This window comes from Actinoplanes sp. NPDC051411 (assembly GCF_040682075.1).
GTDB lineage: Bacteria > Actinomycetota > Actinomycetes > Mycobacteriales > Micromonosporaceae > Actinoplanes.
The window spans coordinates 1-24,615 of the sequence record NZ_JBFBAD010000140.1 but is presented as its reverse complement, the minus strand read 5'-3'; the positions used below and the strand labels follow the sequence as shown (position 1 = coordinate 24,615).

The window sequence follows — 24,615 nt, the reverse complement described above, 5'->3', positions numbered from 1 at the left end:
GCCGGCTGCGCTCCGCCGGCCGGCAGCGGCCCGGCCCCGCGCGGCTTCCGGCGACTGTGGGCTGCGGGTGGCTTCCGCCGAGCGTGCGCTGCGAGCGGCTTCCGCCGAGCGTGGGCTGCGGGTGGTTGGGAGGAAGAAGTGCGGTGATCGGGGGCGACGGGGAGCAGAACGCGGCGGACGGCAACCGCTCGGCGACTGGTGGCGCCGGGGCCGGTGGCGGCTCGACTTTTGGTGGCGTGGCGGCCCGAGGCGGCTCGGGAGCTGGTGGCAGGGCAGGCGCAAGCGGCTCGGGAGCTGGTGGCGCGGCGGCCGGAGGCGGCCCGGGAGCTGGTGGCGCGGCGGCCGGAAGCGGCAGCGCGGCAGTCAGAAGCGGCCCGGGGGCTGGTGGCGCTGGGGCGGCGAACGGCTCGGCGGTCGGTGGCGTTGCGGCGGGGAAAGGCTCGGCGGTAAGTAGCGCTGCGGCCAGGAGTCACTCGGCGGCCGGCAGCTCGGCGGTTGGGAGCAGCTCGGCGGTCGGGGGCGGTGCGGCGGTCGGGGGCAGCTCGGCGGCCGAGAGTGGTCCGGCGGGTGATGGGGCGGGTCTCGGCGGTTCGGCTGCTGCTGGGGGCGCTGCGGCGGCCGGTGAGGGTCGGCTGGTGGCGGCGCGGATTCGGGTGCCTCGGCGGGGGATCACGGCCCGGGGGACCGGGGTCGTGGTGGCTGCCGTGGTGTTGCTCTGGGGTGGGTTTGCGTTCGGCTACCCCGATTTGGCCCTGCTGGGGGCTGCCGCCGCTGTCGCGGTCGTGTGCGCGGTGGGTTTCGCGGTCTGGCGGCCCGTGCTCGGGGTCGAGCGCGTCGCCGACCCGGATCGGGTCGCGCGGGGGGAGCCGGCCGAGATGACGCTGACGGTGCGCAACACGAGCCGGGTTCGGGCGGCCAACCTCGTGGCCACCGACCGGTGCGGGCACGACGCGGTGCCGGTGCCGCTGCTCCGGCTGCGGCCGGGGAAGGACACGACCGCCCGCTATCCGGTGCCGACCACTCGGCGCGGGGTTGTCGCGGTCGGGCCGCTGCGGGTCACCCGGGGCGACCCGCTGGGGCTCGTCACGCTGGCGCGGACCTATGGGGAGACGGCGTCGGTGTGGGTGCACCCGCGGATCCACCTGCTGCGGGCGGTCCCGGCGGGGATGGCCCGCAGCCTGGACGGGCGGATCGACAAGGTGCCGCAGGGGACGATCACGTTCGACTCGTTGCGGGAGTACGTGGTCGGCGACGAGCTTCGGCGGGTGCACTGGCGGAGCTCGGCCAAGGTCGGTGAGCTGATGGTGCGCGAGCAGCTGGACACCGCGGAACCGACGATCGTGGTGCTGCTCGACGACCGGGCCGTAGCGCATCCCGAGGTCAGGGACGGCACGGCCGACTCGTTCGAGGCGGCCTGCGAGGCGGCGGCGTCGGTGGTCGCGGCCGCGGTCCGGGAGGACGTGCCGGTCAGCCTGCACCTGGTGTCGACCGTGGAGAGCGGGCCCTTCCTCGACGTGCTCACCGAGGCCACGCTGCTCGGCGGCGACCTCACCCGGACGCTGCGGCGGATGCGCACCCAGCGGCTCGGCGACACGCTCGTCTTCCTCACCGGGCCGGGCGGCCGGAAGGACCTCGGCGAGGTCAGCGGGCTGCGCGGGCCGTATCCGGTGGTGATGGCCGGGCTGTTCGGCGACCGGGATGCGGCGCCGGTGTCGGGTGGCGACGGCCTGATCGTCATCGAGACGGAGAGCGGCGAGGAGTTCGCGGCGGCCTGGGACGGGGTGCGCGGATGGTAGGGCGGACGGTCGCCGCTCCAGGGGTGGGCGGATGGTGAGGTGGGTGCGGCCGGCGGTGGTCGCGCTCGCGCTGGCCGGGATGATCGCGCTGAGCGGGGTCGCGCTCGGGCGGATCTTCGCCGGGCCGCTGGTCGCCGAGCTGGTGGCGGGGGCGGCGGTCGGGTCGGTCGGGATCGGGGCGGCGACCAGGAGGCTGCCGTCGGCGACGGTGGCGCCGCTTTCGGTTGCGGCGCTCGCGGCGTACGGGATCCTGGCCTTGTGGATCTCGGCGCAACGCGCCGACGCCGGCGGGACGTTCGCTCACATCGCGGGGGATTCGCTGGTCAACGGGATTCCGCGGCTGCTCACGGCGATGATTCCGGTCGAGCCGACGCCGGACACGGTGATCGTGCCGGTGATCGCGGCGTGGCTGGCCGGGCTGGCCGGGACTGAGATCGCGGTGCGGGCCGGGCGGGTGCTGTTCGGGATCACGCCGGCCGTGGTGCTCTACGTGGCGGCGCTCTACGTGGTCGGGCCGAACGCGGGGGCGGCGGGCTGGCCGACCCTGACGTTCGCCGGGCTCGCGGTCGCTGCCCTCGCGGTCAGCGCCCGGCCCGCCGACGCCGGCGCGTTGCGCGAGGTTTCGGCGAGGACGCGCGCGGCCGTACGGGGAAGAGCGCTGGCCGGCGCAGCGGCCGGCCTGGTCGTGGTGCTCGGCCTGGTGGTCGCCGTCGGGCCCTGGATCGGCGCGAAGGTCGCGGCCCAGCCGGTCGACCCGCGGCAGTACGTGCAACCGCCGCAGGTGGACAGCCTCGACGAGAGCCCGCTCAACCGGATCTCCGGCTGGGCGCTCAGCCCCGACCAGCAGCTGCTGACGGTCGGGCCGGTGACACCGCCGCCGCCGAAGACCAGGACGGTGCGGCTGCGGCTCGCGGTGATGCCCGACTACGACGGCGTGACCTGGAAAGTCGGGGCGACCTACCGCAATGCCGGGCGGGTGCTTCCGCAGGAGCCGCGCCTTGCGGGCGCGGACGTTTCCGAGGTACGCGAGAGCATCACGGTCCAGGGCCTCACCGGTCGCCTCCTGCCGGTAGTGCCGACGCCGGATGCCGTGCAGGGGGCGCGGGTGGCGTTCGACCAGGCCACCGGCACCCTGATCCGGCCCGAGGGGCTGACCGCGGCGCTGCGTTACACGGTCACGTCGGTGGTGCAGACGCCCGACCTCAACGAACTGCCGGGTGCTTCGACGCCGAGCGGGCCGTCGGTGGCCCGTTACCTGGCGGTCGCGCCGAACCTGCCGGACGAGATCCGGCGGCTCGCCGACCAGATGGAGGACGGGAACGGGGCGCCCTACGACCGGGCGTCGGCGATCGAGGACTTCCTGTCGTCGCACTATCGCAAGGTGGCGGACGCGCCGAGCGGGCACGCGTACCCGAACCTGCAGTTCTTCCTGTTCGGGCCGCGCGGCCAGGGCGGCCAGCGGGGCACGTCGGAGCAGTTCGCGGCGTCGTTCGCGCTGCTCGCCCGGCTGGACGGGCTGCCGTCGCGGGTCGTGGTCGGGTTCGACGCGCCGGCCGCCGGGGGCGAGGTGACGGCGGCCGACGCGATCGCGTGGCCGGAAGTGCTGTTCGACGACCTGGGCTGGGTGGCGTTCGACCCGATGCCGAAGTCGAACGACCCGCGGCCGGTCGAGGAGGACTTCACGCCGAAGCCGTCGACACCGCCCACCGATCCGTCGACGCCGCCGGCCAGCGCGCCGACCGCGTCGGCCCCGGTGGCGCCGTCGGCGCGGGCGGCGGCGGGCGGGGGAGGCCCGTCGGGGGTGGCCGTGGCTTCCGGCGCCTCGGGGTCGGTTGTCGTGCTGATCTTGGCCGGGGCCGGCGTGATCGTGCTTCTGCGGCGGTCGCTGCGCCGCCGAAGGCTGTTCGAGGGGCCGCCCGACGCCCGGATCGAGGGCGCGTGGGCGGAATTCACGGACGCGCTGCGGCTGGCCGGTCGGCCGGTACCGCCGCATCTGGCGGCCACCGAGGCGGCGTCTTACGCGGCCACGCCGGTGCAGTCGCGGCGCGGCGGGCTGCGGCGGGCTGCTCCCTCCGCCGTTGCTGCGAGCCCGGAAGAAGGTGGGATCGCGACGCTGGAGCATCCGGACTCGCTTCCGCCCCTGGACGAACTGGTGGCCGGGGTCAACACGGTCGGGTTCGCGCCCGGTGCGGCCGACAGCGGGCAGGCGGAGCGGGCCGGGCAGCAGGTCGTTGCCTACGCCTCGGCGCTGCGGGAGCAGATGCCGTGGTGGCGTCGTGTGTGGTGGAGCGTGCGGCCGGGGCCGCTGCGGTGGCGGCGCGGGCGCTGACCCGCCGGCTGGGTGCTAGCTGTCGGTCCCGTTCAGCGTCACCGGCGGCCGGGCCGGATCGGAAAGATCCGGATCCTCGGCGGTGAACGCCCGCTCGAGCGCCGCCCAGCCGTCGCGGCGAACCAGCTCGGCCTCGCCGGTGGTGATCGGGACGAGCCACGTCATGACCACGGGCACCGAGTCGTCGACGTGGCAGACCTCGAAGTCCTCGGGCAGATAGCGGGGGCTGACCGCCACCAGCGCGGTCACGTCACCGCTCGGGAACAGCGGTCCCCGCGGGCCGATCACCTGCGCGTGCCGTAAGGCGGTGCCCCGGCGCACCATCTCGCCGGCGACCTGGAACAACAGCCCGGCGGCCCGGGCCGGATAGTCACCGTTCGGCACGTGCATCAGCAGCTCGTGGTGCAGGGCGTCGCCGTTCGGCAGGCCGAGGTGGCGCCGCGACAATCCGACGGTGACCAGCGTGGTCACGCCGGTGAACGGCCGGTCGGGGAACCAGGCCACGTGTACGCCGTCCGGGGTGGTCTCGTCGCCCCGGCTCGCGCCCGACATCGGCCCGAGAAACGACTCCAGGTGCTCGATCAGATCAGCCACCCACTGATCATCCCGGGCGCCGGACCCGCGGTCGCCCGGGGAGCCTGACACGTAGGTCAGCCGGGCGGAACTGCGGCAGCTCCAGCGCTTCGCGGCGGGACTCCACTTCGGGCGGGCAGCCACGCGGCTGCACATCTCCGGTCCGGCCCTGTCGCAGCAGATCATCGGCGTGCCGCTGTTGACGCGCGACCGCCGGGCGCTGGCGGCCTCCGGGCGGTCGTTGTTGGAGGCCGCGCGCTGGCTGCTCGCGCTGGCCGACGAGGCCGTCCGCCGGGGGAGGCCGCGCGCTGGCTGCCCGCGCCGGCCGAGACGCCGTCCGCCGGGCCTGCGGCAGGCTGGCCGACGAGGCCGTCCGCCGGGGGAGGCCGCGCGCCGGCTGCCCGCGCTGGCCGACGACGCCGTCCGCCGGGCCCCGCGGCGGCTGGCCGAGGAGAAACCGCTGCGGGCCGCCCTTGGCCAGCATCGCCACCGGGGCCGGGAGGTTGTGGTTGGCCTGGTCGGCCCGGCTGGTGGTGAGCTGTACGAGGTGGCCGCCGCCCTGGGCGAGCATGTGCGGGACCGCCGGCCGGGTCATGGGGAAGAAGCCGGCCAGGTTGACGCTGACCAGCCACGGGAAGTCCTGCTCGGTGCACGGCTTCGCCGCGACGACGCCGGCGTTGTTGATCAGCGTGTCGACCCGGCCGAAGTGCTCCGGCGCCGCGCCGACGACCCGCTTGGCGGCGGCGGGGTCGGCGATCTCACCGGCCAGGTGACCACGCCGGCGTCCCGCGACTCGCCGATCGAACGCCACGTGCCGACGACCGCGCGCGATCCGCAGAATTTCGGCGCTGTGCTGGAGCGTAGCGGAGCTTCGGCCCCGCAACCCTGCGAGGCGCCCGTGACCGGATCTCCCGCTTCCAGATAGAAACCAACTGGATGGTTGACTTGCCGACGCGGGCCCTCTAACTTCAAAACAACCATCCGGTTGGAATTGAGTGAGGGGTGCGGAGATGGCGCAGTGGCTGGTCACGGGAGCGTCGGCGGGGATCGGACGGGAGGTGACCGGGCAACTGCTGGCCGCCGGGCATCGAGTGGCGGCCACCGCCCGGGACGCCGGGCGGTTGACGGAGCTGGCTGAGGCGTACGGGAAAAGCGTCTGGACAGCGGAGCTGGACGTGACCGACACGGGCCGGGATGCGCGGGGTTGTGGAGCGGGCGTTCGGAGAGCTGGGACGGATCGACGTGGTGTTCTCCAACGCCGGGCGGGGTGCGGTCGGGGCGGCCGAGGAGCTGACCGACGAGCCGATCGCGGAGCAGGTCGCGGTCAACATGACCGGGCCGATCCAGCTGGTGCGGGCGGTGCTGCCGTTCCTGCGGGCGCAGGGCGGCGGGCGGATCATCCAGACGTCGACGATGGGGGCGCAGATCAGCAGCCCGGGGGCGAGCCTCTATCACGCGAGCAAGTGGGGGGTCGAGGGGTTCCTGGAGTCGATCGTGGGGGAGGTCGCGCCGTTCGGGATCGGGGTGACGATGGTCGAGCCGGGGAGCGTGCGGACGGGATTCGGGGCGGCGCTGTCGATTGCGCCGGCTTCCACGGCCTATGCGGGAACGGTGGTCGGGGACGTGCGGCGGTACATCGAGGGGTCGGGCGGGAATCTGACCGGTGCGGCGCCCGGAGACCCGGTGCGGGTGGCCGCGGCGATCATCGCGTCCGCTTCGGTGTCGCCCGCGCCGCGGCGGGTGGTGCTCGGGAGCGATGCCTATGAGGCGGTGCGGGCCGCGCTGACCGGGCGGCTGCGGGAGGTCGAGGAGGGGCGGGCGCTGGCCGCCACGACGGACTTCCCGGTCTGAGGAGGAGTGTCGCGGCGAACAACCCAGGATCCTAGGATGGATTAGAGGCGGTGAGGCGCGCGGGCTTCGGTCTGACGCGCGGTCGGAAAGGACTGTGGGGTCAGCCGTCCTCGGCGGCCAGCGCGCCGATCAAGGCCTGTAGATGGCCGAACGCGCGGGCCTGGGCCACGTGATGGGCGTAGTCGCGCGACTCGACGATCTGGCCGTCGCGGACGCGGGTCACGAAGAGGCAGGGGATGTCGAACGGGCGGTCCTGCGCGACACCCACGTAGCTGAACTCGTAGATGACCAGCTCGGGGTCGGTGGTCCGGTGGACCTGGCCGACCGGTTCGAAGCGGGTTACGCCGCGCAGCTGGGCGGGGATCGCGGCGAAATGGCGGCGCAGGTCGTCGCGGGTGCGGAGGGGCTGGTCACCCAGAGGGGCGAAGGGGTGCCGGACGTCGGTCGGCTCGGCGTAGAGGTGGGCCAGGCGGGAGGCCTCGGCCGAGATCTCGGCGTCGGTCAGGCCGCCGGTGGCCAGGCGGCTCACGCCGGCGGCCACGGCGACGACGATTTCGGCCGGCGTCATGAGGCGACCGCGGTCAGGGAGAAGCCGGTCGACGGGCAGGCGGTGCGGGCGGCCTCGCGGATCAGCCGGCCGGGACTGTCCGCCGGCCACCGGAAGCTGCCGGAGTGGGCGGTCGGGACCGCCATGACGGTCTGACTCAGGTCGCCGTCGATCAGGGGCGTCGGAGGCACGGGCGCGGAGGGGCCGGCGGCCGGGGCGGTGATCCGGGGATTCAGCACAGGCTCCGAGCCTGCCGGACGGTGTCAACCCGGTGACGGCGATGAGGGCAGGTCGACGGCGCGCGGTCCGGGCCGTCCATGACAAAGGGCGATACCGACCGGTAGCTGGCGTGGTCGCCATGCGGGCTTCACCACGGATTCATGCGCCGGGCCGCAGGCGATGGCAGCGTCCAAGATCGTCAAACTTTCCGGTCGAGGATGTGGAAACGAAGATGGAACTTGACCGCAGGCAGTTCATCGCCGCCGGTGGCGCGGTCGTGGCCGGCGCCCTTCTGCCCGGTACTGCCGCTTGGGCCAACGACGGGCGCCACGACGACGGCCCGAAGGGGATCTGGCTGCCCGGCGACACGCACGTCCACGACGACCACTCGTCGGACGGCAGCGCCCCGCGCCAGCTGTCCGGCCAGCGGGACCCCGGCAACCTGCCGGTGAGCGACCAGATCGCGTACGGCGAGTCGATGGGCCTGGCGTTCCTGCCGCTGACCGACCACCGCACATTCGACCAGCACTGGGACCCGCTGTGGAAGTCCTCCAAGCTGCTGCTGATCACTGGCGAGGAGGCCAACGGCTCGCCGCACGCGATCGTGCTCGGCGCGGTCGACGAGATCGTCGACGGCGGCAACCCGGCCGGCTCGGCGCCGTTCCGGCACGTGCAGCAGTCGGTCTGGGACGCGCACTCGCAGGACGCGGTGTGGTCGGTCGCGCACGCCGACGACGGCGAATACACCACGGCCGGCGGCCCGAACGAGAACGCCAGCGTCATCGGCGCCGACACGGTCGAGGTGTGGAACGTCAGCAGCGGCCCCGACACCGAGATCGAGTACGCCGAGAACCGGTGGAACCACGGCTTCCGCTTCGGCGCGGTCGGCGCCAGCGACAGCCACTTCAAGGAACTGCGCCCGGTCAGCGCGCCGGGCGCCCCGACCACCTGGGTCTTCGCCGCCGAACGCTCGGTGCGCGCGATCCTCGACGCGCTGCGGGCCGGACGCACCACCGTCTCGGCCAACCCGGAGGGCCCGTTCGTCACCATCGAGGCCGATGTGGACGGTGACGGCCGCTACGAGGCGATGGGCGGCGACGAGGTCATCCTCGAGCACGGCCTGTCCCAGCGGGCCACGCTGCGCGTTCGCCTCAAGGCGGCGAAGGGCATGCGCGTGCTGGTGTACGCCTCGCCGGGCCGCACGGCCGGGCCGGTCGCGACGATCGTGCCGGCCGGGGACGACGAGACGCACGTGCTCCCGTTGAAGCTGACCGGCGACCACACCTGGTACCGGGTCGAGGTGCGCGCGCCCGGCGACCTGTCCGGGCGCGACGCCGACCCGGCCCTGCCCGACCAGCTGCGGGGGGCCACCTCGCCGGTCTTCATCTCGGCCCGCCGCGCGCCGGTGCCCGCCCCCGAACTCGCCATCCCGCCCGCCACCGGCACCGACGACCACGCCTCTCCGGTCTTCGGCGGCCCCGGCTCGTTCGCCGGGTTCGCCGACGTGGCCGTCTCCGGGCGCGACATCCACGTCGTCGCCCAGGCGCACCGCGGTCACCGCACGACCGTCGTCCACCGGCGGCTCGACGGCCACGACACCACGCTCTCGGACACCGGCAAGGCGCCCCGAGTGGCGGCGAGCGGCGACGACGTGTGGGTGGTGTGGCAGGACGAGCGCGGCCACGAGCAGCCCCACCAGCCCGGCATCTACCTGCGTCACAGCCGCAACGGGGGCCGCAGCTTCGAGGACGCGGTACGCCTCAGCCGGGGCACCGGCCGCGCCGAGCAGCCGGCGATCGCCCTGCTCGACGGCCGCCACCCGGTCGTCGCGTGGGCCGAGAACAGCGGCGGCGCGTTCGACGTCTACGCGCTGGTCGTCGGCGTCGACAACGCCCCGGTCAACCTGTCGGCGGCCGGCAAGACGATCGTCGTGGGCACCCCCGGCGACGCCCGGTCCCCGATCTATCCGGCGTCGCTGTTCCCGGCGGTCGCGGTCACCCGCTCCGGGCACGTCGTCGTGGCGTGGCAGGACAACCGGTTCGACCCCGACGCGGGCTGGACCGGCCACACCCCGCCGCCCGGGCAGCCGGCGAGCGGCGGCACCACACCCGACAACTGGGAAATCCTGGCCGCGGTGCGGACCGGCGGGCACTGGGGCCCGTTCGCCCGGGTCAACCCGCACGACAACGCGGCCGACCGGCACCCCAGCGTGGTCGCCGGCCGCGACGGGGCGTTCGTGGTGGCCTGGGAGACCAAGGCGTTGTCGGCGTCCGGGGTCAACGTGTCGCTGCGGGCGAGCCGGTCGCTGGACGGGGCCGCGTGGGCGGCGCCGGAGCAGATCGCCTTCGACGCCGGCGCGATGAGCCAGCGGCCCCGGCTCCACATCGGACCCGACGGCCTGGTGCACGCGGTCTGGTATGACACGCGCTCGTCGGACTGGCGGTGGAAGGTGTACGGCTCACGGCGTACGGAAAACGGCTGGAGCGAAGCCACCCAGATCTCCACCCGGGGCAACGGCACCTGGCCGGCGGCCGCCGGCGGAACCGTGGTCTTCACCAGCGACCGCCGGGCGGCGCGCACCCAGCGCGACGTCACGCAGGAGGTGTTCGTCATCCGGCAGCACTGAGAGTCCGGCAGCACTGAGAGTCCGGCGCGGCCGCGCTACCCGAGCTTCGTCCACTGCCCTTCGGAGACCACCTCGACCACGCCGTCGACGACCTTGATGGCCGTCTGTTCGTCGATGGCGTAGGCCGGGCCGCCGATGCCGGCGGCCCACCGCTCCGCGTCGGCGAGCGTATTCGTGGGGAAGGCGTTCAGGTGGGGGAAGATCGAGAAACCGACGACGCCCAGGGTGCGGTCGTCCGGCGCGGACGGCCACTCGACGAAGTAGTCGCCGATGCGGGGCGTCATCACCATGCTTCCGGCGCTCACGCCCACCCAGACCGTGTCGGGCAGCTCGGGCAGCAGGTCCGCCAGCCCGGACTCGCGCATCCAGTGGGCGAGATAGGTCGCGTCGCCGCCGTCGACCAGGAGCACGTCGGCCTCCCGGACCCACGGGACCCACCGCTCGGCGCCGATGGTCGGCAGCGCGGCGAGCTCGAGGACGCCGAGCGAGGCCCAGCCCAGACCGGACAGGTGCCGGAAATCGGGCCCGGCCGCTATGAAGCCGCGCACCGATGCCGGACCGCACATCGGATGACCCCACTGCGCGGTCGGAATGCCGAGGGCGTGGCATTCGGCGATCGGCTTGCCGAGAAGCTGCACGAGCGCCGACCGGATGCTGGGGTTCGTGACGCCGCCGGAGGTCAGCAGGAGTTTCACGGCGTCACCCGCCGCCGGCGCGGAGGACGTCGCCCAGGCGGCGGCGCCGGCGGACGGCGGCCTCGGCGGCGACCACCGCGTAGAGGGCGCCCAGCAGGGTCAGCGCGACCAGGCCGAGCAGCCACCACGGGATCAGCGGGGCCGGGTCGGCGGGCTGGCCGGTCAGGGTGCGCAGCGCGAGCGGCCCGAACGTCAGCCGGACCAGCAGCAGGGCCAGCAGCGGCCCGCAGATCGCGGCGGTCAGGATCGGGGGCAGCAGCTCGGCGGCGGCGACCCGGCGGGTGTCGCGGGTGCGCAGGCCCAGCGTGCGCAGGCGGGCCAGGGTCTCCCAGCGTTCGGGGGCGCTCGCCGCGGCGGCCAGGGCGAAACCGAGCAGGCCCAGGGCGAGCAGGGCGCCGAAGACCGCCCAGTCGAGCGCGACCAGGCCGGCGTTGAGCGGGGCCGTGCGGCGCTCGTGCAGCACGTCGGCGCGGATCACGGCGTGACCGCCGGTCGCGGCGGCACGGACCGCGGCGGCCGCGCCCGGGCCGGTCACCCAGACCGTGTTCGGGACGAACGGCAGGCCGGCCGCGGCGTCCACGATGACCACGTCGGCGACGTTGTCGACCAGCGGGGCCGGGCCGACCGCCTGCAGCTGGACCGGGGCCGCGTTCTCCTCCCGCTCGAGCTGGAGCGCCATGCCCGGGCGCAGGCTGCCGTCGCTGGTGTGGACCAGGGCCCGGACCGGCCGGCCGGGCCCGGTCAACCGGGACAGCTGGGGCGCGTCGGGGAGCGGGGTGCTCGCCAGGAGGCGCTGGAAGGCGGCCGAATCGACGACGATCAGGGCCGGGACGACCGCGTTCTGGTCGGCGATCACCCGCACCCCGTCGGTCACGTCGGCCGCCACCGCCCGGGTGACGCCGGGCGCGGCCGCGATGCGGGCCGCGACCTGGGCGGTCGACCGGGGGTTGCCGGGGTCGGCCGGCAGGTCGAGGCGGGCGTCGGCGCCGACGGTCTGCCACGAGCCGTCCTGAAGGCCGCGCGAGCTGGTGCGGTCGAGGGTGACCGCGAACGCGGCCAGCGCGACGGTCGTGGTCAGCACCAGCAGGGGCAGCACCCGGGTCGCGGTCGCGGCGGCCCGGGCGGTGCCGAAGACGGCCAGCGCGCGCCGGGAACGCAGCGACTGCCGCAGCGCGAGCCCGGTGCCGGCCGGGAGAAGCCGCAGCAGGACCAGCGCGCCGGTGACGACGCCGAGAGTGGGCGCGCTGGCCGGCAGCGCGGTGTCGGAACCGGCCACGATGCCGCGCTGCCGGAGGGCGACGATCGCGCCCACGGTCAGGGCCACGACGGCCACATCCAGCGCCGCGCGGCGCAACTGCGCGGTGCGGCGCGCCCATCGCCGGGCGGCGCGGTTGGCGGGCGTACGCCGGTCGCGCGTGGCCCGGGCGGCCGCGAGGGTGCCGAAGGCGGGCCCGGCGGCGAGTCCACAGAGGATGACCGGGGCCGCCCACGCCAGGGACGCCCCGCCGGCCGAGAGCAGCGCGAGCGCGAGCCCGATCACCGCGGCCGGCAGGGTGACCGCGGCCGACTCGATCAGCAGTTCGGTGGCGAGTGCCGGCAGTCCGGCGCCGCGCTGCCGGGCCGCGGTCAGCGCGGCGGACCGCCGACGGGTCAGCAGGTCGGCCGCGAGCAGCAGCACCAGCGCGCCGCCGGTCAGCACGGCGATGAGCAGCACCGAGGCCTGGGCGGTCGCCGCGTTGACCTGGTCGCGGACCTCGCGCAGCACGTCGTCGAGCTGGGTGCTCCACTTGATCGAGGTGTCGTGGGCCCCGGAGGCGGCGGACGTCGCCTTGAGGTTGGCCACGGTGGTCGCCAGCTTCTGGGCCGACTCCCAGGTCAGCTTGCCGGGGTCGGCGGAGAACCAGACGCTGCGCTGCATCTGGTCCTCGAGCAGGGCGAGCCGGCCGTCGGGCAGCGAGTCGGCCGACATCAGGCCGCCGAGCCGGGTCGTGCCGAGGCCGTCGAGGTCGGCGACCGGGCGCACCAGCCACGGCACGAGCCGCCAGGCCGGATCGTTCGGGTCGGCCGGCCGGAAAACGCCGCTGACCAGCACGTTGTACGGATTGTGCAGGTCGTCCTCGACCAGCACGTGGTCGCCCGGCCCGAGTTTCAGCGCGGCCGCCTCGCTCTCCGAGAGGCCGACCTGTACCTCCCACTTCGGCGCGGTGGCCGGGACGTCGACGTCGCCCGGGCGGGTGGCGCGGGGCGCGTGGCCGCTGACCCAGGTGACGGCCGGGCCGCCGTGGTCGTCGCGCACGTAGCCGATCGCGAAGTGCCGCTGGACGCTGCCGTCGGTGACCGACAGCGAGACGCCGGTGACCGTGGTGACCGGCGGCTGGAGCGTGGCCCGCAGGCCCGGGTCGAGCTGGTCCTCGGCCCGCAGTCGGAGGTCGTCGACGTCGGCGGCGAGGGCCGCGTTGCGCGTGCGGCCGTCGTTGCTGTCGTCGTATTCGAACAGGGCCTGGGCCTGCACGGCGGCGTCCGGCCCGGCCTTGCGCACGGCGTCCTGGGTCGCCGCGTCGGCGGTCGACGTGATCAGCGGCGGCACGGCGGCGGCGATCAGCGAGACGGCCAGGACGACGCCGGCGACCAACAACAGCGGGCCACGGTCGGCTCGGGCGCGGCCACGGATGCTGGGCCAGTGCAGAGCGGGCACGTTCATGACGCGACCCGCAGGTGGGCGGCGTCGGCCCGGCGGGCCTGCACGGTGACCACGGCCAGCACGGCCAGCGCCGAACCGGCGACGAGCAGGCCGATCAGGGCGCTCTCGGCCGGCCACGGCCACTCGGCGAGCGCACGGGGGACCGGGGCGGCGCCGGTGTCGGACCGGATCAGCAGCGGTGCGACGACCCACGTGGCCAGCGCGCCGACGGCCGCGCCCGCGACGAGAAGCGGCAGCAGGACGGCGGTGTGCTCGCCGAGCAGGGCGGCCCGGATGTCGCGCCGGGACATGCCCAGGCCGCGCAGCCGGGCCACCTCGAGCGCCCGCAGCTGGACATCGCAGGCGACGTGCAGGACCACGCCGCCGAGCAGCAGCAGGATCGCGGCCGCGACCAGCACGCGGAGCACGGCCGGCAGCGAGGCGCGGGCCGGGCTGCCGGTGAGGCGCGCGGTCTCGGCCGTACGCGTCGTGGCCTTGCCGAGGTGCAGACCGGCGATTTTCGCCGTGGCGTCGCCGCGGGGGTTGCCGGCCCACCAGCCGGTGACCGGCGAGTCGAACTGGCCGTGGGTGACCAGCGCCCGCGAGAGGGTGTCGACGTCGGCCAGCGCGGCGGCCGCCCCGGGCGCCGACGGGACGGCTGGCACGACCTCGGTGACCACCGCGGCGACCGGCGTCGTGGAGAAGGTCAGGCTCAGCTTGGAGCCGGGGTGGGCGTTCACGTCGCGGGCGAAGGCCGCCGAGACGGCGACCGGCACCGGGCCCGGGTCGGGGAAGGTCGTCGCGACCAGGACGCGGCTGGAGTCGGTCAGCTCCTGGAACTGCACCGACGCGGTCATGCGCAGCGTCGGGCCGGTGGCCTCGGCGGTCGGCCGGGTGAGCTGGCCCGCCTCGGGCGAGGCCGCCTGGGCACTCCACCGGGCCGGCGAGGTGGAACCCGCGGGCAGCGTCATCGTGACGTCGATGCTGCTGGCCGGGGAGTTCCAGGAGGCGTCGCCGGTGACCGGCAGCGCGACGGCGACCAGGCGCAGCCCGTCGACCGGGGCGCAGCCGGGCACCGCGTGCCTACGGCCGTCGAGCGGAACGGGCGGCCCGCTGCACGGGGTGCGCAGGCCGTCGGCGTCCTGCAGGAGCAGCCGCGGGGTGACGGTCAGGCTGGCGCCGCCGGCCGCCCGGCCGGAGAACGTGGGCGCGGCGCCCTTGGGCAGCGCCGGCCCGGGGACCGGGGCCGGCGGGGCGAGCGGCCCGGCCACCCGGGCCCAGCTGGTGTCGACGCGGCCGCGCAGCAGGGCGGGGGCCTTGCGGGTGTCGAGCGCGACCAGATAGGGGGCGTCGCCCTCGCCGCCCAGCCACTGGCCGACCGCGATGTTGTGCGCCGCGACCGGGCTGAGCGTCCCGCCGGTGGCGGCCGCGACCGCGGTGCTCTGCCCGGTGACCGGCGGCGCGTCCAGGGTGATCGCGAGGTCGGTGCCGACGGCGAGGTCGGCCTGGTCGTGCTGGGAGGTGTCCCAGGTGGCGGCGAAGGCGGTGCCGAAGGTCGCGGCCGCGCAGGCCAGGCCGATCAGCAGGCCCGCCGCGTAGGCCTGGGGGCGCCGGGCGGCCTGGAACGCGGCGAGCGGCAGGACGGTGCCCCGCGACCGGCCGGCCAGCCGCTCGGCCAGGCGCAGCGCGGGCGGGAGCAGCCGCAGGGTCAGGGCGGTGCCGGCGATCAGGAGCAGGGCCGGGGCCAGGACGCGTACGGCATCGGCGCGCGAGCCGGCGGCGGCCGGCTGCGATCGCAGCTGCCACCAGCCGACCCCGGCCAGGGCGACCAGCAGCACGTCGGCGCCGGACCGGGCGAGCAGCTCGCGCCGGGTGCGCCGGTCGCCGGAGTCGGCCGCGGGCCGCACCGCCAGAGCGACGTGCAGGAGCGCCAGGGCCAGCGCGCCGCCGGCGACCGCCAGCAGCTGCGGAAGTGTCACCGCCGGGCGGGCGGCCAGGCCGGCGCCCTTGAGTGGCGCCAGGTGGGTGAGCAGCGCGTGCAGCACCGAGGAGGCCGGAACGGCCAGGACCGCGGCGAGCCCGGCCAGAACCGCGGCCTCGACCGCCGAGACCGACGCGAACTGGCCGCGGCTGGTGCCCAGCGCGGTGAACAGCGCGCTCTCCTCGGCGCGTACGCCGGTGGTGAGCCTCCCGGCCAGGGCGAGCGCGATCGCGGTGAGCAGCACGCCGATCAGCGCCAGCGCCAGCACCTCGCCCGCGGTCAGCTCCTGCTGGTCGCGGGTCGCGAGCAGGGTCTGCGGGAGCGGCGAGGCGACCCGCTCGACCTGCACGCGGTCGGCGAGCGTGCCCGCCAGCTTGCGGTCGGCGCCGAGCACCGCGCCGGTCAGCCGGTCGAGGTCGCTCTCGGCCGGGGCGGACAGATCGGGATGTGCGGTGACCTCGAGCCGGGCCAGATCGGATCTGCTGGCCAGCAGGTCGTCGAGGGTGACCAGGAAGGGCCCGTACGCGTTGACGGTCTTCGCGTAGGCCGAGTCCTCCGGGCTGGGGTCGAAGCCGGCGCCGCCGAGCACGTCGCGGTCCCAGCCGGCGTCGGGCAGCGGGTGCACGATGCCGACGACCGTCACGTCGAGCTCGGGCGCGTTGAAGCGGCCCAGCTCGGTGCCGAGGTGCTCGTGGCTGCCGACCTTCAGCCCGAGCAGCCGGGCGGTGTTGTCGAACAGCACCGCCTCGAGCGGGGCGCCCGGAGCGGCCCCGTCGGCGGTCGACCGCGGCCAGCGCCCGGCGAGCAGCGTGGCCGAGGCGGCAAGACCGTCGAAACCGGAGAGATAGCCCTCGCTGAGCAGGCCGTTCAGCTCGTCGCTCTGCGCCGGCAGCCGCCGCATCTCCGACGAGGCCCGGGTCGAGGTGGTGGCGGCGAACGGCTGGACCGAGGCGGTCAGGACCGTACGGGTGTCGGCCGCGACCGACCGCACGTCGGCCGCCCCGATCGTGCCCGTGTAGGCGGTGACCTCCGTGTCGTCGGCGCCGGCCCGCGCCGCCGCGACCTCGGCCGCCCGCTGCGAGGTGCGGGTGACCAGCAGCGTGCACGCCCCGAGCAGGGTGGCGCCGATGGTCAGGACCGCGAGCAGCGAGACCAGCAGCGGCCACTGCGCCCGGGCGCGCCGAAAAAGAAGCCCGATCACAATACGTGCCAGGTCATGGGGCCAGCTGTCCGTCCGCGATGTGGATGACCCGGTCGGCGAGCTCCATCATGACCGGGTCGTGGGTCGAGACCAGCGCGGTGACGCCCTCGGACTCGACCACGCCGCGCAGCAGGGCCATGACCGCGAGCCCGGTCTCGGCGTCGAGCTGGCCGGTCGGCTCGTCGGCCACCAGCAGCCGGGGCGACGCGGCGAGCGCCCGGGCGATCGCGACCCGCTGCTGCTGGCCGCCGGAGAGCTCACCCGGGCGCTGGCGGGCGTGGCCGGCCAGCCCCACCAGCTCGAGCAGCAGCTCGACGCGGCGCTCGCGTTCCTGCTGCCCGGTGCGCGCGAGACGCAGCGGCACCCCGACGTTCTCGGCCGCGGACAGGACCGGGATGAGGCCGAACGTCTGGAACACGTACGACACCTTCTCGCGCCGCAGGCGGGAGAGACCGTCCTCGTCGAGCCCGGTCACCTCGACACCGTCGACGGTGACCGTGCCGGTGTCCGGCCGGTCGAGGCCGCCGATGACGTTGAGCAGCGTCGTCTTGCCCGAGCCGGACCGGCCGACCAGCGCGACCATCGTGCCCGGCTCGACCTCGAACGAGATGTCGCGCAACGCGTGCACGGTGGCCGGCCCGCTGCCGAAGGTGCGGTGCACGCCCCGCACGGCCAGGAGCGGCGCGCTCACGCGTCGGGCCGCATCGTGAGGTGGTCGGGCTCCAACGCCAGCCGGACCCGGCGGGTGAGGTTGAGCGCCTCGCGGTAGTCGCGCGGCACCTGGACCCGCCCGGCGCGGTCCATCACCGCGTACTCCTCGGCGATGACGTGCTCGCCGCCGTCCTCCCGCGTGTGGGTGCGGCGCAGCACCTCGCTGCTCGTGCGCCCGTCGCGGATCGCCACCGTGCGCTCCACCTGGCCGCTGACCTCCGGGTCGTGGGTCACGATCACGATGGTGACGCCGAGATCGCGGTTGACCTCGCGCAGCGCCCCGAACACTTCGGCCGAGGTCGCGGTGTCGAGCTCGCCGGTCGGCTCGTCGGCGAACAGCACGTGCGGCTGGTTGGCCAGCGCGACCGCGATCGCGACCCGCATCTGCTGGCCGCCGGAGAGCTGGCCGGGCCGGCGGTCGGCGAGGTCAGCCACGCCGAGCGCGCCCAGCAGCTCCAGGCTGCGGGTCCGGCGGGTGCGGGCCGGAACCCGCGCCGCGGTCATCGGCAGGTCGACCATCTGGCGCGCGGTCAGATAGGGAACGAGGTTGCTCGCGGTCTGCTGCCGCACGAAGCCGACGGTGTGCCGCCGGTAGCGCACCCGGTCGGCGCGGGTCATCGACAGCAGATCCCACTTCTCGACCCGGGCCCGGCCGGCGGTCGGCGCGTCGATGCCGGCGAGGATCGACAGCAGCGTCGACTTGCCCGACCCGGACGCCCCGACGACGGCGACCATCTCGCCGCTCGTGACGAGCAGATCGAGGCCCTGCAGCGCCTGCACCTCGATCGGCCCGGTCTGATAGATGCGGACCAGGCTCTCGCAGACGATCAGCGCGTCGGCCCCGAACTCGGGTGCTCTGGGAGGAGGCGTGGGTAGTGACAGCGGTGCGGACATTTCCCTCCCCGGCCCGTGAGGCGCCTCACCCTACAGCAGGCCCGCACGGCTCCGCAGGACATCGCGAAACAGTTTCGGGTTGTCGGGGATGACGGTCACCACGGTGAGCTGGGGCGCGCTGTGCGGGGTCACGAACTCGTTGGTGAACGACATCGTGCCGAAGGCCGGATGCCGCAGCGTCTTGCGGTGGTGGTTCCAGGCCGAGACGGCCTGGTCGCGCCAGAGCCGCCGGAACAGCGGGCTGAGCCCGGTCAGCTCGTCGACCAGGGCTCGGAGCCGGTCACCGCCGGGATAGCGGCCGGCGTCCTGCCGCAGCATGCCGGCCAGCTCCTCGGCCGACTCCGCCCACGAGTCGCCGTAGCGGTCCCGGGCCGTCTCGTCGAGCAGCATCCAGCGCAGGCCGTTGCGCTCGGCCGGGGGTAGCGCGGCGAAGTCGGTGAACAGGAACGCCGCCGCCGGGTTGGCGTACACGATGTCGACGTAGCGGCCCACCACCAGGGCCGGGGTGTCGCCCAGGGCGTCGACGAACCGGCGTACGCCCGGCTCGGTGGCCACGGCGGGGTCGGGCGGCGGCGTGTCGTCGGGCACCCGGGCCAGCACGAACAGGTGCCGGCGCTCGTCCTCGGTCAGGCACAGGGCCGTGGCGACGGCCCGCAGGACCTGGGCCGAGGCGGTGCGCTGCCGGCCCTGTTCGAGACGGGCGTAGTAGTCGACGCTGAGCCGTGCGAGCTGGGCGACTTCCTCGCGCCGCAGGCCGGGAACGCGCCGGCGGTCGCCGCCGACCAGCCCGACCCGCTCCGGCTCCACACGGGAACGCCGGTCGCGCAGGAACACCGCGAGATCAGTTCTGGGTGGCACTCGCATTCCTAGGTAACGGTCGGCCTGGATCGGCCGGCGATGGCCTGGTGAGCTTCCCGCATGGAGAAGCGAGCCATCGGCGCCCTGGGTCTGACCGCCTCCGAGGTCGGTCTCGGCTGCATGAGCCTCACCGGAGCATACGGAGCCGCCGATCGGGGGGAGTCGATCGCCACCGTGCGGCGGGCGGTCGACCTCGGCGTGACGATCTTCGACACAGCCGACGTCTACGGGCCCTTCACCGGTGAGCGGCTGCTCGGCGAGGCGCTGGCCGGGCGGCGCGACGAAGTCGCCCTCGTGACCAAGTTCGGCGGCCGGGAACTCGACGACGACGGCGCGGTGACCGGTGGGGTGTGCGGCCGGCCCGACTACGTGCGCCGCAGCGTCGACCGCTCGCTGCGGCACCTCGGCACCGACCGGATCGACCTGCTGCTGCAGCACCGGGTCGACCCGGCGGTGCCGGTCGACGAGACCTTCGGCGCGGTCGGCGAGATGGTCACGGCCGGAAAGATCCGGTACGCCGGGATCAGCGAAGCCTCGGCAGCGACCGTCCGGCGCGCCCACGCGGCCTGGCCCCTGTCCGCGGTCGAGACCGAATATTCGCTGTTCAGCCGGGACGTCGAGCGCAACGGCGTGCTGGCCGTGGTCCGCGAGCTGGGCATCGGCTTCCTCGCCTACGCGCCGCTCGGCCGCGGGCTGCTCAGCGGCGCCGTGCGCTCGGCCGACCAGGTCGCCGGCAACCTGCGGGCCGGATTCCCGCGGTTCGAGGCCGGCCGTCTCGAACACAACGTCGCGCTGGTCGAGCGGCTGGCCCCGATCGCGGCCGGGCTGGGGCTCACCACCGGCCAGCTGGCCCTGGCCTGGCTGCTGAGCGCGGCGCCGGACGTAGTCGCCGTTCCGGGTACCCGCCGGGCCGCACACCTGGCCGAGAACGTGGCGGCGGCCGTCCGCCTCGACCAGGAGACGACGCGGGCGGTCGAGGCGGCCGTTCCGGCGTCGGCCGCGTCCGGTGGCCGTACGTCCCCGGCCGACGGCGACATCCAGGAGTGAGCCGGGTCAGACGGCGATCCGGCCGCCGTCGGCCGGCAGGACCGCGCCGTGGACGAACGAGGCCGCGTCGGTCACCAGGAACGTGATCGCCGCCGCGATCTCGTCCGGGTGGCCCGGTCGCCCGGCCGGCCCGGCCGCCGCCAGCTGGTCGAGGGCCTCGCCGAGCACGGCGGTGCCCTCCGTGCGGGTGGGGCCGGGGCTCACCGCGTTGACGCGTACGCCGCTGGGCCCGAACTCGGCCGCCCACTACTTGGTCAGCAGCACCAGGGCCGCCTTGCTCGAGCCGTACAGGCCCATGCCGGCGGCGCCGAACTCGGCGACCATCGTGGTCACGTTGACGATCGCCCCGTGACCGCGGGCCGCCATGGCCGGGGCGAGCTCGGCGACCAGGAAGTAGGGCACCTTGACGTTCAGCGCGAAGACCTCGTCGAACTGCTGCCCGGTGGTCTTTCCGGTCGGCCCGAACGGGAAGATGCCGGCGCTGTTGACCAGGATGTCGACCGGCCCGGCGAGCTGCGCCGCCCGGGCCGCGAGCGCCCGCGCCGAGGCCTCGTCGCCCAGCTCGGCGGGCACGAAGAAGGCGGTCCCGCCGGCCTCCTCGATCTGCCGCACGGTCTGCTCGCCGCGGGCGGCGTCGCGCCCGGAGAGCACCACCTTGGCGCCCCGCGCGGCCAGCGCCACCGCGGTGGCCCGCCCGATACCGCTGTTGCCGCCGGTCACCAGGGCGGTCCGGCCGGAGAGTTCGGTAGCCATCTGAGTTCGTCCTCTGCTTGTCGGGTGAAGCTTCCGGGTGGGCTAACCAAGGGCCCGGCGCCCGGGCATCCCGCTCGTCATAAGGGCCTCTTATGAGTGGCCATCAGCGGCGGGTGTGATGCGATGGGCCGGTGGAGTTACGCGAATTCCGGGTCTTCCTGGCCGTCGCCGCGGAGGGCAGCGTCTCGGCGGCCGCGCGGCGGCTGCGGGTGAGCCAGCCGGCGGTCTCGCAGACCGTGGCCGCGCTGGAACGCCAGATCGGCGCCGAGCTTCTCGTCCGCGGCAGCACCGGCGTCCAGCTCACCGAGGCGGGCGCGGTGCTGGCCGAGGAGGCGCGGGCGCTGCTCGCCCGCTACGAGCAGGCGCTCACCGCGGTGGGCCGGTTCGGCGCGGCCGGTGACGCGGTGCTCCGCATCGGGGTGCCGCTCGAACTGCCTGCCGACCTGCTGCCCGAGGCGCTCAAAGCGGTGGCCGAGGCGCATCCGCGAACCCGTACGGTCGTGCGCCATCTCTCCTCGGCCGCCCAGTTGGACGCCCTGCGCGACGGCGAGCTGGAGGTCGGCCTGATGCGTACGCGCCCGCCCGGCCGCGATCTCGACGCCGTGGTGGTGGTCGAGGAGCCGCTCGGCGTCCTGCTCGCCGGCCCTCGCGAACCCGGCGGCGTACGCCTGGAAACCCTGGCCGGCCTCGACTGGGCCGGCTTCCCGCGCACCGACAGCCCGGCCTGGTACGACGAGATCGTCGCGATCCTGCGCAGTCACGGCCTCAGCCCGGGACCGCTCGCCGGCCCCGGCGAGTCGTCGATCGCCGAGGTGAAGTTCGCCGTGGTCAGCGCCGGCCGGGCGTTCGCGTTCGCCCCGAAGGACTGGGCCCGGCCGCTGCCCGGCGGCGTGGTCTGGGTCCCGCTGACCGGTGTGCCGCTGGTCCGGCGGACCTGGGCGGTCTGGGCCGCCGACTCCCGCCGCCGCGACCTCGGCCTTCTGGTCGCCCGTCTGGACCGGGCCGGTTGACGGGCCCGCCCGGTTGAAGAAGCATCGAGCCCGTGAATCTCGATCTGGCAGGTAAACGGGTTCTGGTGACCGGCGCGGGCAAGGGCATCGGGCTGGCGATCGTGCGTGGTTTCGTGGCCGAGGGCGCCATGGTCGTGGCCGGTTCCCGCACCATCACCGCCGAACTCTCGAAGCTCGACGGCGTCACGCCGGTCGAGGTCGACCTCGCTTCTCCGCACGGGCCGGCGGAACTGGTGGAAGCGGCCGGCGACCGCATCGACGTGCTGGTCAACAACGTCGGCATCGCGCCGCCGCGGCCGCAGGGCTTCCTCGAGGTCACCGACGACATGTGGGCGACGACCTGGAATCTCAACGTGATGGCCGCGGTCCGCGCGACCCGGGCCGCGCTGCCGGTCATGCTGGCCGGCGGGGGAGGGGCGATCGTCAACACCGGTTCGGTCAACCACCGGCTCGCCGATCCGCTGGTCATCGACTACTCGGCGGCCAAGGCGGCGATGACCAACTTCGCGAAGTCGCTGTCGAAGGAGTTCGGCCCGCGCGGCATCCGGGTCAACACGGTCGCGCCGGGCCCGGTCGCCACCGACCTGTGGCTCGGTGACAACGGCGTCGCCGCGACGGTGAGCGCGGCCCGCGGCCTCACCGCGGCCCAGGTCGAGGCGGGTGCCAAGGCCGACATGGTGACCGGCCGGTTCACCCGGCCCGAGGAGGTCGCCGACCTCGTGCTGCTGCTGGCCAGCGGCCGCGTCGGCAACGTCACCGGCGCCGAGTACGTCATCGACGGCGGCATGATCACGACGGTCTGAGAGGGGGCGCCATGGGCGCCGCACGCGTGACCGGCCGGCCACGGCTGCTGGCGATCCGGGCCGGCGCCCTGTTCGACGGGGTGTCGGAGACCCTGATGGCCGAGCCGGTCCTGGTCGCCGACGGCGCCCGCATCGTCGCGGTCGGCCCGGCGATCGTGCCGCCGGCCGGGGCCGAGATTGTCGACCTGCCCGGCGCGACACTGCTGCCCGGGCTGATCGACACCCACGTCCACCTTGCTTTCGACGCGAGCGCCGACCCGGTCACCGCGCTGGCCGGGCGCACCGACGATGACGTCGTCCGCGCCATGGCGGACGCCGGCCGGGCGGCGGTCCGCGGCGGGGTCACCACGGTCCGCGATCTCGGTGACCGCGGCTACCTTTCGCTGGGCCTGCGGGGCGCGGCCGGCCTCCCGGCGATCGTCGCGGCCGGCCCGCCGATCACCACCCCGCGGGGCCACTGCCACTTCCTCGGGGGCGGCACGGCGCCGGCGCCCGGGGCGCTGCGCGCGGCCGTACGCGAGCGGGCCGACCACGGCGTCGACGTCATCAAGGTGATGGCCAGTGGCGGCACCATGACCCCGGGCACCCGGCAGGAGACCGCGCAGTTCACCGCCGGGCAGCTCCGCGGCATCGTCGAGGAGGCGCACCGGCTCGGCCGGCCGGTGACCGCCCACGCCCACGGCACGGCCGCGATCCGGGCGGCGCTCGACGCCGGTGTGGACGGCATGGAACACGTCTCCTTCTGGAGTGCCGACGGCGTCGACGACCCGGGCGACCTCGTCGAGCGCATCGCCGGCAGCCGGGTGACGGTGGGGCTGACCGCCGGTGTCGTCCCGGTGCCCGGAGCCGAGCCGCCCGCCGCCGTGCTGATGCGGATGCCGCGCATCGTCGCCAACACGCGCCGGATGCGCGAGGCCGGCGCCCACCTGGCCCTCGGCACCGACGCGGGCATCGGCCCCCCCAAGCCGCACGACGTGCTCCGGTCGGCCGTCGCGCAGACCGCGGCGATCGGCCTGTCGCTGCCGGCGGCGCTGCGCCTGGCCACCTCGACGGCCGCCGCGGTCTGCGGCCTCGCCGCCGGCAAAGGGCGGCTGGCCCCCGGTTTCGACGCCGACATCCTCGCGGTCGACGGCGACCCGCTGACCGATCCGGCGGCGCTGCACCGGATCCGGGCGGTCTTCCTGCGGGGTGACCGGGTCACGCTCGCCTAGCGCCCCCGGTGCCCCTGGCGTCTCAGCCCGAACTGGGCGGCCGCCCCGTCGGACAGCGGAATCGGCCTTCTCGCCGGACACGGGAACGGGGCTGGCGCTCGCGCTAGACACCCCACCTGCCCTGTAGGTCAAGTTGTGGTTGGTGGGGGCCAGGCGAGGGTTTCGTTGTAGTGCTGGCCGGTGGTTAGACAGTGGTGGAGTTGGCCGAGGAGTTTGTTGCCGAGTCGTCGTAGGGCGGCGTTGTGCTTGTCGCCGGCGGTTCGGCGCCGGTCGTAGTAGGCGCGGGCGCCGGGTGAGCGGGTGAGGATGGCGAAGGTCCAGAGGTAGCAGGCGTCGGCCAGGCGTTGCTCGGTCGGCGAACCGATCAGCCCCGAGGCGTGGATGTGGTATCGATTGGCGATCGGCGGTGACCGCTGCCCGGTGGTCGACACCTGGTGGCAGACCGAGACCGGGGCCATCATGATCAGCCCGTTGCCGAGGTCACGGCGACCAAGCCCGGCTCGGCCATGACGGCGCTCCCCGGCATCGGCGCAATGCCCCGACCGGCGAGATCGCCGGGGCGTTGCGCGACCACGTGGCCAAGGAGATCGGGCCGATCGCCAAACCACGCCAGATCATGGTCGTGCCGGAGCTGCCCAAGACACGCTCCGGCAAGATCATGCGCCGGCTGCTCCGCGACGTCGCCGAGAACCGGCAACTGGGCGACGTCACCACGCTGACCGACTCGGCGGTCATGGATCTCATCCGCGAGAAGCTCCCGGCCGCGGCTCCGGAGGAGTAACCGGGACCGAGCCAGTCTGCGGCCGAGGTGGCGACACACCACCTCGGCC

General features: G+C 74.9%; 18 protein-coding genes and 4 pseudogenes. 10 read left to right on the top strand and 12 right to left on the bottom strand.

From position 1 onward, the window contains the following. The first annotated feature begins 635 nt into the window (after positions 1–635). Together AB0M88_RS44765 and AB0M88_RS44760 are read left to right on the top strand one after the other, a co-directional pair. Positions 636–1,796 (top strand): DUF58 domain-containing protein, encoded by a 1,161-nt coding sequence (locus AB0M88_RS44765; RefSeq protein WP_364112850.1) that lies wholly within the window; start codon positions 636–638, stop codon positions 1,794–1,796. A 31-nt stretch (positions 1,797–1,827) separates the two neighbouring features. Next, positions 1,828–4,125, top strand: coding sequence for a transglutaminaseTgpA domain-containing protein (locus AB0M88_RS44760; protein ID WP_364112848.1), 2,298 nt, complete (start codon positions 1,828–1,830; stop codon positions 4,123–4,125). Between the two features lie 15 nt (positions 4,126–4,140). Here the strand turns inward: AB0M88_RS44760 and AB0M88_RS44755 are convergent, their stop codons facing one another. Beyond that, positions 4,141–4,719: a suppressor of fused domain protein gene (locus tag AB0M88_RS44755; RefSeq protein ID WP_364112846.1), complete on the bottom strand. Its 579-nt coding sequence runs from the start codon at positions 4,717–4,719 to the stop codon at positions 4,141–4,143. A 7-nt stretch (positions 4,720–4,726) separates the two neighbouring features. Beyond that, positions 4,727–5,509 (bottom strand): SDR family oxidoreductase, encoded by a 783-nt coding sequence (locus tag AB0M88_RS44750; protein WP_364112844.1) that lies wholly within the window; start codon positions 5,507–5,509, stop codon positions 4,727–4,729. Positions 5,510–5,708: 199 nt separating this feature from the next. On the opposite strand from AB0M88_RS44750, the pseudogene AB0M88_RS44745 reads away from it, so the two are divergent. Together AB0M88_RS44745 and AB0M88_RS44740 are read left to right on the top strand one after the other, a co-directional pair. Continuing rightward, positions 5,709–5,825 (top strand): annotated as a pseudogene (locus AB0M88_RS44745) (SDR family NAD(P)-dependent oxidoreductase); the annotation flags it as partial. Positions 5,826–5,892: 67 nt separating this feature from the next. Further along, positions 5,893–6,549: an SDR family NAD(P)-dependent oxidoreductase gene (locus AB0M88_RS44740; protein WP_364112842.1), complete on the top strand. Its 657-nt coding sequence runs from the start codon at positions 5,893–5,895 to the stop codon at positions 6,547–6,549. 100 nt (positions 6,550–6,649) lie between these two features. Here the strand turns inward: AB0M88_RS44740 and AB0M88_RS44735 are convergent, their stop codons facing one another. After that, on the bottom strand, positions 6,650–7,117 hold the full coding sequence (locus AB0M88_RS44735) for a nuclear transport factor 2 family protein (protein WP_364112840.1): 468 nt from the start codon (positions 7,115–7,117) through the stop codon (positions 6,650–6,652). Then, on the bottom strand, positions 7,114–7,335 hold the full coding sequence (locus tag AB0M88_RS44730; RefSeq protein ID WP_364112838.1) for a hypothetical protein: 222 nt from the start codon (positions 7,333–7,335) through the stop codon (positions 7,114–7,116). Before AB0M88_RS44730 ends, AB0M88_RS44735 begins: the two co-directional genes overlap by 4 nt. 212 nt (positions 7,336–7,547) lie before the next feature. Between AB0M88_RS44730 and AB0M88_RS44725 the strand changes: the two genes are divergently transcribed. Continuing rightward, positions 7,548–9,941 (top strand): CehA/McbA family metallohydrolase, encoded by a 2,394-nt coding sequence (locus AB0M88_RS44725; protein ID WP_364112836.1) that lies wholly within the window; start codon positions 7,548–7,550, stop codon positions 9,939–9,941. A 35-nt stretch (positions 9,942–9,976) separates the two neighbouring features. Here the strand turns inward: AB0M88_RS44725 and AB0M88_RS44720 are convergent, their stop codons facing one another. From AB0M88_RS44720 to AB0M88_RS44695, 6 genes are read right to left on the bottom strand one after another with little or no spacing between them, the layout of a single operon-like run. Further along, positions 9,977–10,636, bottom strand: a complete 660-nt coding sequence (locus tag AB0M88_RS44720; protein ID WP_364112834.1) for a Type 1 glutamine amidotransferase-like domain-containing protein — start codon at positions 10,634–10,636, stop codon at positions 9,977–9,979. Positions 10,637–10,640: 4 nt separating this feature from the next. Next, positions 10,641–13,337 (bottom strand): FtsX-like permease family protein, encoded by a 2,697-nt coding sequence (locus tag AB0M88_RS44715; RefSeq protein WP_364112832.1) that lies wholly within the window; start codon positions 13,335–13,337, stop codon positions 10,641–10,643. Then, entirely contained in the window at positions 13,334–16,498 is a 3,165-nt protein-coding gene (locus AB0M88_RS44710) for an FtsX-like permease family protein (RefSeq protein WP_364112830.1), read from the bottom strand. The genes AB0M88_RS44715 and AB0M88_RS44710 overlap by 4 nt, the downstream gene beginning before the upstream one ends. 13 nt (positions 16,499–16,511) lie before the next feature. After that, positions 16,512–17,189, bottom strand: a complete 678-nt coding sequence (locus AB0M88_RS44705) for an ABC transporter ATP-binding protein (RefSeq protein WP_364112828.1) — start codon at positions 17,187–17,189, stop codon at positions 16,512–16,514. Then, positions 17,186–18,103, bottom strand: a complete 918-nt coding sequence (locus AB0M88_RS44700) for an ABC transporter ATP-binding protein (protein ID WP_364112826.1) — start codon at positions 18,101–18,103, stop codon at positions 17,186–17,188. Before AB0M88_RS44700 ends, AB0M88_RS44705 begins: the two co-directional genes overlap by 4 nt. 30 nt (positions 18,104–18,133) lie before the next feature. Then, complete coding sequence (locus tag AB0M88_RS44695; protein WP_364112824.1) at positions 18,134–18,961, bottom strand: helix-turn-helix transcriptional regulator; 828 nt, start codon at positions 18,959–18,961, stop codon at positions 18,134–18,136. Positions 18,962–19,021: 60 nt separating this feature from the next. On the opposite strand from AB0M88_RS44695, the gene AB0M88_RS44690 reads away from it, so the two are divergent. Further along, positions 19,022–20,008 carry an aldo/keto reductase gene (locus AB0M88_RS44690; protein WP_364112822.1) on the top strand — a complete coding sequence of 329 codons (987 nt, stop codon included), beginning with the start codon at positions 19,022–19,024 and terminating at the stop codon, positions 20,006–20,008. Positions 20,009–20,014: 6 nt separating this feature from the next. Here AB0M88_RS44690 and AB0M88_RS44685 read toward each other — a convergent pair. Then, positions 20,015–20,761 (bottom strand): annotated as a pseudogene (locus AB0M88_RS44685) (SDR family oxidoreductase). 131 nt (positions 20,762–20,892) lie between these two features. On the opposite strand from AB0M88_RS44685, the gene AB0M88_RS44680 reads away from it, so the two are divergent. The 3 genes from AB0M88_RS44680 to AB0M88_RS44670 are packed head-to-tail and all read left to right on the top strand — an operon-like array spanning position 20,893 to position 23,785. Beyond that, on the top strand, positions 20,893–21,771 hold the full coding sequence (locus AB0M88_RS44680; RefSeq protein ID WP_364112820.1) for a LysR family transcriptional regulator: 879 nt from the start codon (positions 20,893–20,895) through the stop codon (positions 21,769–21,771). Positions 21,772–21,803: 32 nt separating this feature from the next. Next, on the top strand, positions 21,804–22,574 hold the full coding sequence (locus AB0M88_RS44675; protein ID WP_364112818.1) for an SDR family oxidoreductase: 771 nt from the start codon (positions 21,804–21,806) through the stop codon (positions 22,572–22,574). A gap of 11 nt (positions 22,575–22,585) precedes the next feature. Further along, positions 22,586–23,785, top strand: coding sequence for an amidohydrolase family protein (locus tag AB0M88_RS44670; RefSeq protein WP_364112816.1), 1,200 nt, complete (start codon positions 22,586–22,588; stop codon positions 23,783–23,785). A 128-nt stretch (positions 23,786–23,913) separates the two neighbouring features. Here AB0M88_RS44670 and AB0M88_RS44665 read toward each other — a convergent pair. Then, a pseudogene (locus tag AB0M88_RS44665) lies at positions 23,914–24,081 on the bottom strand (IS110 family transposase); the annotation flags it as partial. A 52-nt stretch (positions 24,082–24,133) separates the two neighbouring features. On the opposite strand from AB0M88_RS44665, the pseudogene AB0M88_RS44660 reads away from it, so the two are divergent. Beyond that, a pseudogene (locus AB0M88_RS44660) lies at positions 24,134–24,566 on the top strand (hypothetical protein); the annotation flags it as partial. Positions 24,567–24,615: the final 49 nt, after the last annotated feature.

Coding starts and splice junctions, on each gene's coding strand:
- AB0M88_RS44760 (WP_364112848.1), top strand. CDS start 1,828: ATGGTGAGGTGGGTGCGGCCGGCGGTGGTCGCGCTCGCGCTGGCCGGG.
- AB0M88_RS44700 (WP_364112826.1), bottom strand. CDS start 18,103: ATGTCCGCACCGCTGTCACTACCCACGCCTCCTCCCAGAGCACCCGAG.
- AB0M88_RS44690 (WP_364112822.1), top strand. CDS start 19,022: ATGGAGAAGCGAGCCATCGGCGCCCTGGGTCTGACCGCCTCCGAGGTC.
- AB0M88_RS44725 (WP_364112836.1), top strand. CDS start 7,548: ATGGAACTTGACCGCAGGCAGTTCATCGCCGCCGGTGGCGCGGTCGTG.
- AB0M88_RS44670 (WP_364112816.1), top strand. CDS start 22,586: ATGGGCGCCGCACGCGTGACCGGCCGGCCACGGCTGCTGGCGATCCGG.
- AB0M88_RS44735 (WP_364112840.1), bottom strand. CDS start 7,117: ATGACGCCGGCCGAAATCGTCGTCGCCGTGGCCGCCGGCGTGAGCCGC.
- AB0M88_RS44740 (WP_364112842.1), top strand. CDS start 5,893: ATGCGCGGGGTTGTGGAGCGGGCGTTCGGAGAGCTGGGACGGATCGAC.
- AB0M88_RS44715 (WP_364112832.1), bottom strand. CDS start 13,337: ATGAACGTGCCCGCTCTGCACTGGCCCAGCATCCGTGGCCGCGCCCGA.